This window comes from Saccharothrix texasensis (assembly GCF_003752005.1).
In the GTDB taxonomy this organism is placed as follows: domain Bacteria; phylum Actinomycetota; class Actinomycetes; order Mycobacteriales; family Pseudonocardiaceae; genus Actinosynnema; species Actinosynnema texasense.
The window spans coordinates 3,773,802-3,786,980 of record NZ_RJKM01000001.1 but is presented as its reverse complement, the minus strand read 5'-3'; the positions used below and the strand labels follow the sequence as shown (position 1 = coordinate 3,786,980).

General features: G+C 72.5%; 15 protein-coding genes and 3 pseudogenes. 15 read left to right on the top strand and 3 right to left on the bottom strand.

The window, feature by feature from the left end; genetic code table 11:
* The first annotated feature begins 115 nt into the window (after positions 1-115).
* Positions 116-457: a histidine triad nucleotide-binding protein gene (locus EDD40_RS15660; protein ID WP_123743570.1), complete on the top strand. Its 342-nt coding sequence runs from the start codon at positions 116-118 to the stop codon at positions 455-457.
* Between the two features lie 6 nt (positions 458-463).
* Here EDD40_RS15660 and EDD40_RS15655 read toward each other — a convergent pair whose 3' ends face one another.
* Complete coding sequence (locus EDD40_RS15655; protein WP_211348182.1) at positions 464-1,252, bottom strand: GNAT family N-acetyltransferase; 789 nt, start codon at positions 1,250-1,252, stop codon at positions 464-466.
* Between the two features lie 138 nt (positions 1,253-1,390).
* On the opposite strand from EDD40_RS15655, the pseudogene EDD40_RS43595 reads away from it, so the two are divergent.
* The 6 genes and pseudogenes from EDD40_RS43595 to EDD40_RS15635 all read left to right on the top strand — a co-directional run.
* Positions 1,391-2,101, top strand: a pseudogene (locus EDD40_RS43595) (PhoH family protein); the annotation flags it as partial.
* Positions 2,090-2,917, top strand: a pseudogene (locus tag EDD40_RS44615) (LAGLIDADG family homing endonuclease); the annotation flags it as partial. The pseudogenes EDD40_RS43595 and EDD40_RS44615, both read left to right, overlap by 12 nt.
* A 264-nt stretch (positions 2,918-3,181) precedes the next feature.
* Positions 3,182-3,547: pseudogene (locus tag EDD40_RS43585) on the top strand (PhoH family protein); the annotation flags it as partial.
* 5 nt (positions 3,548-3,552) lie between these two features.
* Entirely contained in the window at positions 3,553-4,107 is a 555-nt protein-coding gene (gene ybeY / locus EDD40_RS15645) for an rRNA maturation RNase YbeY (protein ID WP_123743568.1), read from the top strand.
* A 13-nt stretch (positions 4,108-4,120) separates the two neighbouring features.
* The gene (locus tag EDD40_RS15640; RefSeq protein ID WP_123743567.1) at positions 4,121-5,419 is read left to right on the top strand and encodes a hemolysin family protein; all 1,299 of its coding nucleotides are present in this window, start codon (positions 4,121-4,123) and stop codon (positions 5,417-5,419) included.
* The gene (locus tag EDD40_RS15635) at positions 5,412-5,744 is read left to right on the top strand and encodes a cytidine deaminase (RefSeq protein ID WP_123743566.1); all 333 of its coding nucleotides are present in this window, start codon (positions 5,412-5,414) and stop codon (positions 5,742-5,744) included. The genes EDD40_RS15640 and EDD40_RS15635 overlap by 8 nt, the downstream gene beginning before the upstream one ends.
* Positions 5,745-5,751: 7 nt before the next feature.
* On the opposite strand, the gene EDD40_RS15630 is transcribed toward EDD40_RS15635, so the two are convergent.
* Positions 5,752-6,606 (bottom strand): C39 family peptidase, encoded by an 855-nt coding sequence (locus EDD40_RS15630; RefSeq protein ID WP_123743565.1) that lies wholly within the window; start codon positions 6,604-6,606, stop codon positions 5,752-5,754.
* A gap of 188 nt (positions 6,607-6,794) precedes the next feature.
* Between EDD40_RS15630 and era the strand changes: the two genes are divergently transcribed.
* The 6 genes from era to EDD40_RS15600 all read left to right on the top strand — a co-directional run bounded on the left by era (position 6,795) and on the right by EDD40_RS15600 (position 10,590).
* Positions 6,795-7,691, top strand: a complete 897-nt coding sequence (gene era / locus EDD40_RS15625; protein WP_123743564.1) for a GTPase Era — start codon at positions 6,795-6,797, stop codon at positions 7,689-7,691.
* 12 nt (positions 7,692-7,703) lie between these two features.
* A complete protein-coding gene (gene recO, locus EDD40_RS15620) occupies positions 7,704-8,456 on the top strand; it encodes a DNA repair protein RecO (RefSeq protein WP_123743563.1) in 753 nt (250 codons plus the stop codon).
* Positions 8,457-8,511: 55 nt separating this feature from the next.
* Positions 8,512-9,330 (top strand): isoprenyl transferase, encoded by an 819-nt coding sequence (locus EDD40_RS15615; RefSeq protein ID WP_123743562.1) that lies wholly within the window; start codon positions 8,512-8,514, stop codon positions 9,328-9,330.
* On the top strand, positions 9,331-9,759 hold the full coding sequence (locus EDD40_RS15610; protein WP_123743561.1) for a YbjN domain-containing protein: 429 nt from the start codon (positions 9,331-9,333) through the stop codon (positions 9,757-9,759).
* Positions 9,759-10,031 carry a hypothetical protein gene (locus EDD40_RS15605; protein WP_123743560.1) on the top strand — a complete coding sequence of 91 codons (273 nt, stop codon included), beginning with the start codon at positions 9,759-9,761 and terminating at the stop codon, positions 10,029-10,031. Before EDD40_RS15610 ends, EDD40_RS15605 begins: the two co-directional genes overlap by 1 nt.
* A gap of 115 nt (positions 10,032-10,146) precedes the next feature.
* Positions 10,147-10,590 carry a hypothetical protein gene (locus tag EDD40_RS15600; RefSeq protein ID WP_123743559.1) on the top strand — a complete coding sequence of 148 codons (444 nt, stop codon included), beginning with the start codon at positions 10,147-10,149 and terminating at the stop codon, positions 10,588-10,590.
* A gap of 36 nt (positions 10,591-10,626) precedes the next feature.
* Here EDD40_RS15600 and EDD40_RS15595 read toward each other — a convergent pair whose 3' ends face one another.
* Positions 10,627-11,307, bottom strand: coding sequence for a class I SAM-dependent methyltransferase (locus EDD40_RS15595; protein ID WP_123743558.1), 681 nt, complete (start codon positions 11,305-11,307; stop codon positions 10,627-10,629).
* A 98-nt stretch (positions 11,308-11,405) separates the two neighbouring features.
* On the opposite strand from EDD40_RS15595, the gene EDD40_RS15590 reads away from it, so the two are divergent.
* Positions 11,406-12,416, top strand: a complete 1,011-nt coding sequence (locus EDD40_RS15590; protein WP_123743557.1) for a permease — start codon at positions 11,406-11,408, stop codon at positions 12,414-12,416.
* Between the two features lie 27 nt (positions 12,417-12,443).
* A complete protein-coding gene (locus tag EDD40_RS15585) occupies positions 12,444-13,178 on the top strand; it encodes a TIGR03943 family putative permease subunit (protein WP_123743556.1) in 735 nt (244 codons plus the stop codon).
* Position 13,179: the final 1 nt, after the last annotated feature.

Genomic DNA, 13,179 nt, shown 5'->3' with positions numbered 1-13,179 from the left:
GTCCTACGTCCAGAACGCGCGTGTCCTACGTCCAGAACGCGCGTGTCCTACGTTCGGAACACCCGAGTTGAACGCTCAGCACGCGTGACCGCCCGGGTCGGTAGCCTGCGGAGCCATGTCCGACTGCCTGTTCTGCCGCATCGTCGCCCGCGAGATCCCGGCGACCGTGGTGCACGAGACCGACACCACCCTGGCGTTCCGCGACATCGCGCCCCAAGCCCCGACGCACGTCGTGCTGGTGCCGAAGGCCCACGCCGCGGACGCCGTGGCCCTGGCCGCCGCCGCGCCCACCGTGCTGGACGACCTGTTCCTGGCCGCGGGCGAGGTGGCGAAGGCCGAGGGCGTCGCCGACAGCGGCTACCGGCTGCTGTTCAACACCGGCGCCGACGCGGGCCAGACCGTCTTCCACGCCCACCTGCACGTCCTCGGCGGCCGGCCGCTCGGCCCGCTCGCCTGAGCCGTCCTACCCCAAGGCCTGCATCACCGGCGCGTACAGGCGCGCGCGGTCACCGCTGAACGCACCGCGCACCATCAGGTCCACGGCGAACCGCGGCACCACCCCGCGCGCCTCCAGCCACGCCGCCAACGCCGCGTCACGCACGTCCACCCGCACCGTCGCGCCCACCGCCACGTCCGCGACCAACTCCGCCGCCCGCGCCGCCGACGGCGCCACCACCGGGCCCACCATCGTCAACGGCCCGTTGCGCCAAGCCGCCACGAACCCGTCGTCGGCCACCCTGACCTGCGACGCGAACCCGAACAGCGCGTCCACCACCGCCGACCGGTCGGCGCCGAACACCTCGGCGTCGACCGCCGCCAGCCCCGGCAGGTCCGCCTCCACCGCCGGCCGCGACGTGCCCGAGGCCGCGCCGCCGAACGGGCCGACGTGCGCCGTCACCAGCCCCACCGACCGGAACCCCAGCTTCTCGTACAGCGGCTTGCCGTACGAAGTCGCGTGCAACGACGCCACCGGCGTGCCCGCGAACCCGAGCGCGTGCTCCACCAACCGCCGCCCGAGCCCGCGCCCGCCGTGGCTCGACGCCACCAGCACCATGCTGACCGCCGCGTGCTCGTCACCGAACCGGGTGACGATGGTGGTGCCGACCAGCTCATCGCCGTCGAACAGGCCGAACCCGGTCCCGACCCGCAGCAGGAACGCCCACTTGGCCGGCTCCTCCGGCCACCCCCGGTCCGCCGCGAGGCGGACGCAGGCGGGCAGGTCGTCGGGGGTGAGCACGCGCAACTCCGTCACGGCTCCGAGTACACCCGCCGTGTCCAACCCGTTTCTTACTCCGGTGCGGAGTGTCGGTGGTGGCGGCTAGCATCGGGAGCGGTAGGTCGAACTCACCAGAGCACGGCGCGAACGCGCAGGAAGAGGGCCCGAGGCCACGTGGCCGGTACCGACGACAACACGCCGCAGCCAGTCCACGCGGCGGCCGACGCCCAATCCAAGTTCGCCGTGCCCGACGGCGCGGTGCTCGCCCTGCTCGGATCGCGTGACGAGAACCTCCGGCTCGCGGAGGAACTGCTGGTCGCCGACGTGCACGTGCGCGGCAACGAGATCACCCTGTCCGGCCAGCCCGCCGACGTGGCGTTCGCCGAGCGCGTGTTCGCCGAGCTGGTCACGCTCGCCAGCCGCGGTCAGCAGGTCGGCCAGGACACGGTCCGCCGCACGGTCGCGATGCTGTCCGCGGGCACCTCGGAGTCGCCCGCCGAGGTGCTGAGCCTCGACATCATCTCCCGGCGCGGCCGCACCATCCGGCCCAAGACGTTGAACCAGAAGCACTACGTGGACGCGATCGACCAGAACACCGTGGTGTTCGGCATCGGTCCCGCGGGCACCGGCAAGACCTACCTGGCGATGGCGAAGGCCGTGCAGGCGTTGCAGGCCAAGCAGGTCAACCGCATCATCCTGACCCGGCCGGCGGTCGAGGCCGGCGAGCGGCTCGGCTACCTGCCCGGCACGCTGTACGAGAAGATCGACCCGTACCTGCGGCCCCTCTACGACGCGCTGCACGACATGGTCGACCCTGAGTCGATCCCGCGCCTGACCCAGGCGGGCACGATCGAGGTCGCCCCACTGGCCTACATGCGTGGTCGGGCGCAGCCGGTGTTCACCAACGTGCTCACCCCGGACGGCTTCCGGCCCATCGGCAGCCTCCAGGTCGGCGATCTGGTCATCGGTTCGAACGGCGAGCCCACCCCGGTCCTCGGCGTCTTCCCGCAGGGCGTGAAGGACGTCTACCGGGTCACGGCCCAGGACGGCGCCTCGACGCTGGCCTGCGGTGACCACCTCTGGACGGTGCGCACCAGGTCCGACCGCCGGCGGAACGAGCCGTGGCGGGTCCTGGAGACCAAGGAGATGATCGGCGACCTCCGCGCCGCCCACGCGCGCCGCTACGAGTTGCCGCTGCTCAGCGCTCCGACCTGCCACCCGGCGCGCGAGGTCCCGATGGACCCGTACGCCTTGGGCCTGCTGCTCGGCGACGGCTGCCTGACCGGATCGACCACGCCGTCCTTCGCGACCGACGACCCCGAGTTGGCGGTCGCGCTCCAGTCCGCTCTGCCGGGCATCGCGGTGAACGGGAAGGACCGGGTGGACTACACCCTCAACCGGGTGAAGTCGCCGGGCGATGTCGTGACGCTGGAGAACCCCGTCGCCGGGGCGCTCCGGGCGTTGAGCCTGCTCGGCACCCGGTCGCACACGAAGTTCGTCCCGGAGGTCTACCTCGCCAACGCGGTCGAGGTCAGGTTGGCGCTGCTGCAAGGCCTGCTGGACTCCGACGGCGGACCGGTCGCGCAGTCCGGGCGCACCTGCCGCATCCAGTACACGACCACGTCCGCCCGGCTCAGGGACGACGTGATCGGCCTGGTCCGGTCGCTGGGCGGCGTGGCCTGCACGCGCACCCGCGTGGCGGAGGGGAGACGGCCGGGCTTCGCGAACGGCCGGGCGGTTCCCTACGTCCACGACGCGCACGTCGTCGACATCCGGTTGCCCGAGGGCGTCGAGCCCTTCCGGCTCGCCCGCAAGCGCGAGAAGTACCTCGCGGCCGGCGGCGGCGGGCGGCCGATGCGGTTCATCGACAGCATCGAGCCCGCGGGCCGCACCGAAGCGGTGTGCATCCAGGTGGCCGCGGCGGACTCGCTGTACGTCACCGAGGACTACCTGCTGACCCACAACACGCTGAACGACGCGTTCATCATCTTGGACGAGGCGCAGAACACGACGCCCGAACAGATGAAGATGTTCCTCACCCGGTTGGGGTTCGGCTCCAAGATCGTGGTGACCGGTGACATCACGCAGATCGACCTGCCCGGCGGGCAGCGCAGCGGCCTGAAGGTCGTCAAGGACATCCTCGAAGGCGTGGAAGACGTCCACTTCTCCGTCCTGACCAGCAACGACGTGGTCCGCCACCGGCTGGTCGCGGACATCGTGGACGCCTACGAGAAGTGGCAGGTCGAGCAGGACGAAGGCGACGCGGCCGACCGGCACCAGCACCACGCCGGACCCGGTGCGCGGTCGCGCGGGCAGCGCCGGGGACGATAGGCGCCGTGAGCATCGAGATCGCGAACGAGTCGGGCGTGAACGTGGACGAGCCGTCCATCGTCGCCGCCGCCCGGTTCGCCCTGGACCGGATGGGCGTCAGCCCGTTGGCCGAGCTGTCCGTCCTGCTGGTCGAGCTGGACGTGATGGCGGACCTGCACCAGCGCTGGATGGACCTGCCCGGCCCGACGGACGTGATGGCGTTCCCGATGGACGAGCTGGACTCCGCGCGCCGGCCGGACGCGGCGGGCCTCGGCCCGGCGCTGCTCGGCGACATCGTGCTGTGCCCGGACTTCGCCAAGGACCAGGCCAAGAAGGCGGGTCACAGCCTGCTGGACGAGCTGCACCTGCTGACCGTGCACGGCGTGCTGCACCTGCTCGGCTACGACCACGCGGAGCCGGCCGAGGAGCGGGAGATGTTCACGTTGCAGAACCGCATCCTGGGCGACTTCCGCACGGCGGCGGCCGAGGCGGAGCGCAAGTCGGCGCAGCGCGAGGCCGACTCGAAGCTCCTCGGGGCGGTCGGCCTGGAGGACGCGGACCGGCCCGAGCCGACAGCCTGAGGCGGCCGAGGTGATGGGCAGTTCCGCCGGCCTGCTGGTGCTGGCCGTGGTGTTGGTGTTGTCGGCGGGCGCGTTCGCGGGTGTGGACGCGGCGCTGGGCACGGTGTCGCGGGCGCGCGTCGAGGCGTTGCAGCGGCAGGGCCGGGCGGGCACGGGGCACTTGATCCAGTTGCTGGCCGACCGGCCGCGGCACGTGAACCTGCTGCTGTTGCTGCGCCTGGGCTGCGAGCTGGCGGCGACGGTGCTGGTGACCGTGGTGTGCCTCGGCCTGATCGCCACCGACTGGGTGGCGATGCTGGTCGCCGGGCTGAGCATGCTCGTGGTGTCGTACGTGCTGGTCGGCGTGGGTCCGCGCACGCTCGGCAGGCAGCACCCGTACGCGGTGAGCCTGCTGGCGGCGGGCCCGATCCGGGTGCTCGGCCGGGTGCTGGGCCCGTTGAGCAAGTTGCTGATCCTGGTCGGCAACGCGATCACGCCGGGTCGGGGTTTCCGCGAGGGCCCGTTCTCGTCCGAGGTCGAGCTGCGCGAGCTGGTGGACATGGCGCAGGAACGCGGCGTGGTGGACGAGGGCGAGCGGGAGATGATCCACTCGGTCTTCGAGCTCGGCGACACGATCGCGCGCGAGGTGATGGTGCCGCGCACCGAGATCGTGTGGATCGAGCAGGCCAAGTCGATCCGCCAGGCGCTGGCCCTGTCGCTACGCACCGGGTACACGCGGGTGCCGGTGATCGGGGAGAGCGTGGACGACATCGTCGGCGTGGTGAACCTCAAGGACCTGGTGCGGCTGACGTTGTCCGGGGAGCCGAACGGCACGTCGGTGGCGGACGTGATGAAGCCGGCGTCGTTCATCCCGGACTCGAAGCCGATCGCGGACCTGCTGCGGGAGATGCAGCTGTCGCGCAACCACCTGGCGGTGGTGGTGGACGAGTACGGCGGGACGGCGGGCCTGCTCACGATCGAGGACATCCTGGAGGAGATCGTCGGTGAGATCACCGACGAGTCCGACACCGAGGACCGGCCGCCGGTGGAGCACCTGACGGACGGTTCGGTGCGGGTCAGCGCGCGGTTGCCGGTGGACGACCTGGACGCGTTGTTCGGCACGGAGCTGGACGACCACGAGGTGGAGACGGTCGGCGGCCTGCTGGCGCAGCGGTTGGGCCGCGTGCCGCTGCCGGGCACGGAGGCCGAGATCGCGGGTCTGCGGATGCGGGCCGAGGGCGGCAAGGACGAACGCGGGCGGATGCGCATCACGACGGTGCTGGTGCGCCCGGTGAACAACGGCGACGACAGCGAGGGGACCAGCGGTGAGTGACCTCGACCCCGAGGACCAGAAGATCGTCACGCTGGCGCGATCGGCGCGGGCCCGGACGGGCGCGGCCGAGGGTGCGGCGGTGCGCGACACCGACGGTCGGACCTACGCGGCGACCACGGTCGCGTTGCCGTCGCTGAAGCTGACCGCCCTGCAAGCGGCGGTCGCGGCGGCCGTGTCGAGCGGCGCCGAGGGGGTGGAGGCGGCGGCCGTCGTGACCGCCGCGTCGGAGGTGGACGGGGACTCCGTGGCCGCCGTGCGGGACCTGACCGCCGGCGCGCCGGTGCTGCGCGCCGACGCGTCCGGCGCCGTGCAGGAGACCGTGTAGCGGGCGGTCAGAGCAGCACGCCGGCCCGGCCCAGGTCGTGGTTGAAGTACGCCGAGAGGGTCGACGCGGACGCCCGGTAGACGATGGCCTGCGAGGCGGGGTCGAGCACCAGGTAGTCCCCGTCGTACCCGGCGACGGTGAGGAAGTGCGGCACGTCGCGGCCCGACCACGGCAGGCTGACCATGTTGCCCGCCACGATCGCCGGTCGGCCGTTGCGGACGTGGGTGAGGACCCGGTTCAGGTCGTTGAAGACCACGGTGGCGTTCACGCCGTTGCGCGCGAGCGCCCGCTGGACGTCGGACTCGTTCGTGCCGAACTTGGCGGGGTCGTTCCAGGTCGGGTCGTAGCCCATGTCGGAGCGCGCGCGGTTGATCGCGTCGACCGGGCGGCTCGCGTTCCACGACCTCGGGGTCACGCCTGCGGCGAGCAGCGCGGACACGACGCTGGCCGGACCGCAGTCCTCGCCCTGGTTGGGCTGCCCGTGGAACTGCGACACCGGCACCAGCCGCCCGGTCTGGGCGCCGCAGTCCGGCACGCCGGGGATGCGGTAGTCGTAGCCGGTGGCGAGGTAGGCGTCGGCGAGGTAGCCGCGCAGCGCGGGCACGTAGTCCCACAGGTCGCTGGTGAACCCGCGCGTGTTGGTCACCGACTGGCCGCGCGCCTGGCAGGAGATGTCGACCCGCTGCCCGTCCCACACGAGGCCGAGGGAGGAGGCGGTCGAGGTCGGCGCGGACCGGATGGTGAGCCCGTCGCCGTCGGTGTTGCCGACCGTGGCGGTCGCCGCGGACGCCACGCCCGCGCCGCCGACGAGCGCCGAGGCGGTCAACACGGGTAAGAGCAGGGAGCGGAGCAGTCGTGTCACGGGGTGCCTCCACGTGGTCGCCGGGCGGTCGCACCGGGTGGGAGAGGCGTTTCCCGGCGGCGGTTCCCGTCCCGGGCGGGCGGCTTCGTGGTCGCGCAGGGCCCGGCGTGCCGGACCGGCGCGAGGCGTCGACGGCGACTGGCTAGGGCTGACGCGGCGCGGTCGACGGGTGCGGGGACAATGGACGGATGGATGGTTACCGCTCCGGGTTCGCGTGCTTCGTCGGCCGCCCCAACGCAGGCAAGTCGACGTTGACCAACGCGCTGGTCGGGACCAAGGTCGCGATCACGTCGAGCAAGCCGCAGACCACCCGGCACACCATCCGGGGCATCGTGCACCGCGAGGACGGCCAGCTGGTCCTCGTGGACACCCCCGGCCTGCACCGCCCGCGCACGCTCCTCGGCCAGCGCCTGAACGACCTGGTGCGGGAGACGTGGACCGAGGTGGACGTGGTCGGGTTCTGCGTGCCCGCCGACCAGAAGGTCGGCCCCGGCGACAAGTTCATCGCCGCCGAGCTGGAGAAGATCGCCAAGCGCACCCCGGTCATCGGCATCGTCACCAAGACCGACCTGGTCGGTCAGCAGCAGGTGGCCGAGCAGCTGCTCGCGCTGCAGAAGGTGATGGACTTCGCCGACCTGATCCCGGTGTCCGCGGTGAACGGCTACCAGGTCGACGCCCTGGCGGACCTGGTGCTGGGCAAGCTGCCGGAGGGCCCGGCGCTGTACCCGGACGGCGAGCTGACCGACGAGCCGGAGCTGACCCTGGTCGCCGAGCTGATCCGGGAGGCCGCGCTGGAGGGCGTGCGGGACGAGCTGCCGCACTCGATCGCGGTCGTGGTGGAGGAGATGCTGCCCCGCGAGGGGCGTGACGACCTGGTGGACATCCACGCCAACGTGTTCGTGGAGCGGCCCAGCCAGAAGGCGATCATCCTGGGCCACCGGGGCGAGCGCCTGAAGCAGGTCGGGATCACCTCGCGCAGGCAGATCGAGAAGCTGCTCGGCACGCGCGTGTACCTCGACCTGCACATCAAGATCGCCAAGGACTGGCAGCGCGACCCGAAGCAGCTGCGCAGACTGGGTTTCTAGGGACTGGCGAAGGTGGCGAACCTCTACCGCGACACCGGTGTGGTCCTGCGGGTGCAGAAGCTCGGCGAGGCCGACCGGATCATCACGCTGCTCACGCAGAAGCACGGCAAGGTGCGCGCGGCGGCCAAGGGCGTGCGCCGCACGTCGTCGCGGTTCGGTGCGCGGCTGGAGCCGTTCGGGCACGTGGACGTGCAGTTCTACCCCGGCCGGACGCTGGACGTGATCACGCAGGTGGAGACGCTGGACGCGTTCGGCGTGGTGCTGGTGGACGACTACCAGCGCTACACGGCGGCCTGCGCGGTGCTGGAGACCGCAGACCGGCTCACGTCCGAGGAGGGCGAGCCCGTCCTGCGGCTGTACCTGCTGGTCACGGGCGCGTTGCGGGCGTTGGCGGCGAAGGAGCGGGACGCCTCGCTCATCCTCGACGCCTACCTGATGCGCGCGATGGCGTTCGCGGGGTGGGCGCCGGCGGTCGACGAGTGCGCCCGGTGCGCCGACCCGGGCCCGCACAGGGCGTTCAACGTGCACGCGGGCGGCATGGTGTGCGCGCGGTGCCGGCCGCCGGGCAGCGCCACGCCGTCCGCGGACACGTTGCGCCTGCTCGCCGCGCTGCTGCACGGCCGGTGGGACGAGGTGGACGGCATACCCACCGGCGCGCGCCGCGACGCGAGCGGCCTGGTCGCCGCGCACCTGCAGTGGCACCTGGAGCGGCAGTTGCGGTCGCTGCCGTTGGTCGAGCGAAAGGCGCAGCCGGCCGACGGTTAGAGTCGCCTGCCGCACCGGAGAACTCCTCCGCGGCACACCATCCGAGAGGACAGCCATGCTCCGCCGACGGCGGGTTGAGCGCGTCCAGCGCGTCACCCGACCCCCGGAACCGCACCCCACCGGCGCCACGCCCCCGGTGCTGCCCGCCGACCTCGTGCCCAGGCACATCGCGATCGTGATGGACGGCAACGGCCGCTGGGCCAACCAGCGCGGCCTGTCCCGCATCGAGGGGCACAAGCGCGGCGAGGCCGTCGTGGTGGAGGCGGCCAAGGGCGCGATCGAGATGGGCGTGAAGTGGCTGTCGCTGTACGCGTTCTCCACCGAGAACTGGCGGCGCAGCCCGGAGGAGGTCCGCTTCCTCATGGGCTTCAGCCGTGACGTGATCCGCCACCGCACCGACGAGCTGGACGAGCTGGGCGTGCGGGTGCGGTGGGCGGGTCGCCGGCCGAGGCTGTGGCGCAGCGTCATCACCGAGCTCGAGGTCGCCGAGGAGCGCACGAAGGACAACGACGTGCTGAACCTGGCGATGTGCATCAACTACGGCGGGCGGGCCGAGGTCGGCGACGCGGCGCGGGAGATCGCCCGGCTGGCGGCGGCGGGCAAGATCAACCCGGAGAAGGTCGACGAGCGGACCCTCGCCAAGCACATGTACCAGCCCGACATGCCGGACGTGGACCTGTTCATCCGGCCTTCCGGCGAGCAGCGCACGTCCAACTTCCTGCTGTGGCAGTCGGCGTACGCGGAGCTGGTGTTCCAGGACATCCTGTGGCCGGACTTCGACCGGCTGGACCTGTGGCGCGCCTGCGAGGCGTACGCCATGCGCGACCGGCGCTTCGGAGGCGCCGTGGACAAGCCCGACGTGGAGGATTCTTAAGTGACCGACGAGGACGCCAAGGTGACCGCGGAGCTGCTCACCGCGGCCCGTGAGGCGTTGGAGCTGTTCCACGAGGTGCACGTCGACGACGACGGGGCGCTGAGCTTCCAGCACGCGGAGGTGCCGTGCGCGGTGCAGGCGATGCGGCTGGCCGACGGCCTGACCGTGCTCAGCCTGACCTGCGTGGTGGCGTGGGACCTGCCCAACGACCCGAGCCTGGCCGTGTCCGCCGCCGAACGCGCCGGTCAGGGCTTGTTCGGCACGCTGGGTGTGGTGAACACCGAGCGCGGGATGGACGTCACCCTGCGTTACGCGTTCCCGGCCGAGGGGCTGAAGCCGGAGCCGTTGAGCACGTTGTTGATGCTGGTCGTGTCCACTGCCTCGCAGCTGCGCAACGAGCTGCTGGCCGGAACCGGGGACGGTGCCTGATGGCCGGGGTGATCGTGTACGAGCCCGATGACGAGTCGGACGTGGAGGGCCTGCCGTGGGCCATCACGTTCGAGGCGTCGGCGGGGGAGGAGTGGGCCTCGTTCGTGTGCGGGCCCTACGAGCGCGACGACGCGGTGCGGCTGGCCGAGGAGGTGCTGGCCGCGAGCCGCGGCGTGACCGCCGTGGTCGAGCCCCTGCTGCCGGTCACGGAGGCGGTGGACGTGCTGGCGACGATCGCCGAGCTGCGCGACGAGGACGAGACGGCGCAATAGCCGCCCGGTGGGCCCGGTCCGGCCGGTGCGCGGTGCTCCGGTCACCCTTTCGACGGCAGTGCCGCGGGGACGCACCTCGCTACCGTGGTCGGACCGCGCCCGCCGGAGGTGTCCCGTGATCATCGCGAAGTTCGCCGCGAAGTTCGCCGCGTCGGTGGCCGCGGTGCTGGTCGCGGCGGTCTGGTCGGTGGCGCCGGCCGGCCCGGCGGTGGCGGCGGCGGGCATCGCCGTGACCGGTGTCTCGGTCGGCGACTACCCGGACAGCGGCCTGTGGGTCTCCGGGACCGCCACCTGCTCCACCACGACCGGCACCGGTGTCGTCGACGTGTCGGCCCTCCAGGTCCTCTTCGGCGCGAACGCCTCCGGGTGGGGCGCCACGACCGTCTCGTGCGCGGACCAACCGGCCTACTGGTCGGTGTTCGCGAGCACCGCGGGCGCGTGCTTCCACCCCGGCACCGGCTCCGGGTGCTTCCAGCGCGACTCGCTGGCCAGCGTGTTCGCCACGCTGACCAGGGGCGGCGCGCAGGAGGCGTTCCACGGCGACGCCTTCCCGACCTGACCGGCGTGCGGCCCGTCGGCGCCGCCGTGGCGGTCGCTACTCGTCGGCGTCCTCGGAGGTGTCTGCGGCCGAGTCCTCGAACGCGTCCTCGGGGCGGCCGACGAAGGTGAACATGCGCACGCCCGCGGTCAACGGGCGTGGGTCGGCGTGGAGGCGGTGGGCGGCGGCGCCGAAGCCCGCGTCCGGGTCGGACAGCCAGTGGCGGTGGAAGCCGCGGTCCTCGAACCACTCGCAGATCAGCGGCACGCGGTCCGGGGCGCCGCGGTGGCGGGTCCAGATCACGGTGCCGCCCGTCCGGCACAGCGCGGCGCAGTGCTCGACGGTCCGCTCGATGTCCTCGTCGGTGATGTTGCCGAACACGCCGCAGACCAGCACGAGGTCCGCCGGCGCCAGGTCGCGGTAGTGGTCGGTGAGCGAGGCGTCGGCCACCAGCACCTCCACCCCGGTCAGGCCGGCCGCCCGTGCCGCCGCCTCGGCGATCGCGGCGTTGCGCGGGTCCAGTTCGACCAGACGCGCCCGGACGTCGTGCCGCCGGGGGTGGTCGGCGAGCACTTCCAGCAGGTCGCGGCCCTGACCGGCGCACAGGCTGAGCACCCTCAGCGGGCCGGGCGGGCTGTCGTCCAGCGCGGCCTCGACCTGCGCCTGGACGGCCCGCAGCCGCCGGGCGAGCCCGGAACCCGGACGGTCGTAGTCGGCGTGCCACTCGTGCCAGTCCACGACGCGAACGTACCGCCGGTGACGGTCGCGTGGCCGGCGGACGAAGACCAGCCGGAGGTCGGTGAGCCGAGCGCGGTGGTTCTGGCATCATCTCGAAAGTGACAATCACTGGCGAAATCCGGGGCGCGGGGCCGCGCCGCCCGCCGCCGCGCTGGAGGATCACTTCGCTGGAAGTGCTCTGCGCGCTGCTCGTGGCGGCGCTGTTGTTGCAGGACTGGCTGGTCGGCGTGCTCGACGTGCCGGTGCTGCGCACGGCGTCCACGGTGTTCGTCGCGGTGTGCGTGCAGGCGCTGCCGTTCCTCGTCCTCGGGGTGCTGATCAGCGGCGCGATCGCGGCGTTCATCCCGGCCTCGGTGCTGCGCCGGGCGTTGCCGAGCAGAACCGCGCTCGCCGTGCCCGTCGCCGGTGTCGCCGGGGTGGCGCTGCCCGGCTGCGAGTGCGCGGCCGTGCCCGTCTCCCGCCGGCTGATGCAGCAGGGCGTGGCGCCCGCCGTGGCGCTGACGTTCCTGCTCGCCGCGCCCGCGGTGAACCCGATCGTGCTGGTGTCCACGGCCGTGGCGTTCCCCAACGCGCCGATGATGGTGCCCGCGCGGTTCGTCGGCGCGCTGCTCACCGCCGTGGTCATGGGCTGGCTGTGGACCCGGTTCGGCAAGGCCGAGTGGATCGCCGAACGCGCGTTGCGCCGCCTGCCCGACCACGACGGCACGTCCCGCTGGCTGGTGTTCGCCGAGACCGCGCGGCACGACCTGGTCGACGCGGGCGGGTTCCTGGTGCTCGGCGGCGTGTTCGCGGCGGCGTTCAACGTCCTGGTGCCGCAGGCCTGGCTGGAGACGCTGGGCGGGCAGGTCGTGCTGGCCGTGGTGGTGCTGTCGTTGCTGGCCGTGGTGCTGGCGCTGTGCAGCGAGGCGGACGCGTTCGTCGCGGCCTCCATGTCGGCGCTGCCGCTGCTGCCCCGGCTGGTGTTCCTGGTCGTCGGCCCGGCGGTCGACGTCAAGCTCATCGCGCTGCAGGCGGGCGCGTTCGGCAAGTCCTTCGCGGCGCGCTTCGCACCGGCCACGTTCGTGGTGGCGATCGCGTCGGCCCTGGCGGCGGGAGCGGTGTTCCTGTGAGGCGGGAGAACCGAGGAGACGTGGCCCATGAGGCGTGAGACGCAGAACATCCTGCTGGTCCTGCTCGGCGGCGCGCTGCTCAAGCTCGCGCTGACCGGCACGTACCTGCGGTACGTCAAGGAGTCGTTGCAGCCGTGGCTGGTCGTGACCGGCGGCGTCATGGTGGCGCTGGCCCTGGTGTCGATCGCCCGCGACATCCGCGCCGGCCAGACCCACGCCGGTCACGCGCAGCCCAGCGGGGTCGAGCACGCCGGGCACGAGCACGGCACGTCGCGCAGCCCGTGGATGCTGCTGCTGCCGGTGTTCGCGGTGTTCCTGATCAGCCCGCCGGCGCTGGGCGCGGACACGGTCAACCGGTCCGACCGCAACGCCGCCCAGGAGGCCAACGCGTCCAGCGGGTTCGCGCCGCTGCCGGCCGACGAGGTCGTCCCGCTCACCATCAGCGAGTTCGTCACCCGCACCGCGTGGGACGACTCCGGTTCGCTGGACGACCGCACGGTCAAGCTCACCGGGTTCGTCGTGCGCAAGGACGCCGACGTGTTCATCGCCCGGCTGACGATCTCGTGCTGCGCCGCGGACGCCTCGCCGGTCAAGGCGAAGATGGTGGGTCAGGACTTCGCCGCGCTGCCCACCGACCAGTGGGTCGAGGCCACCGGCCGGGTGGTGCCCGGCTCGGCGACCAAGGAGAGCGCGTTCGTGCCCACGTTCACGGTGTCGCGGATCGTGCCGATCACCACGCCCGAGGACACCTACGAGGGCTGAG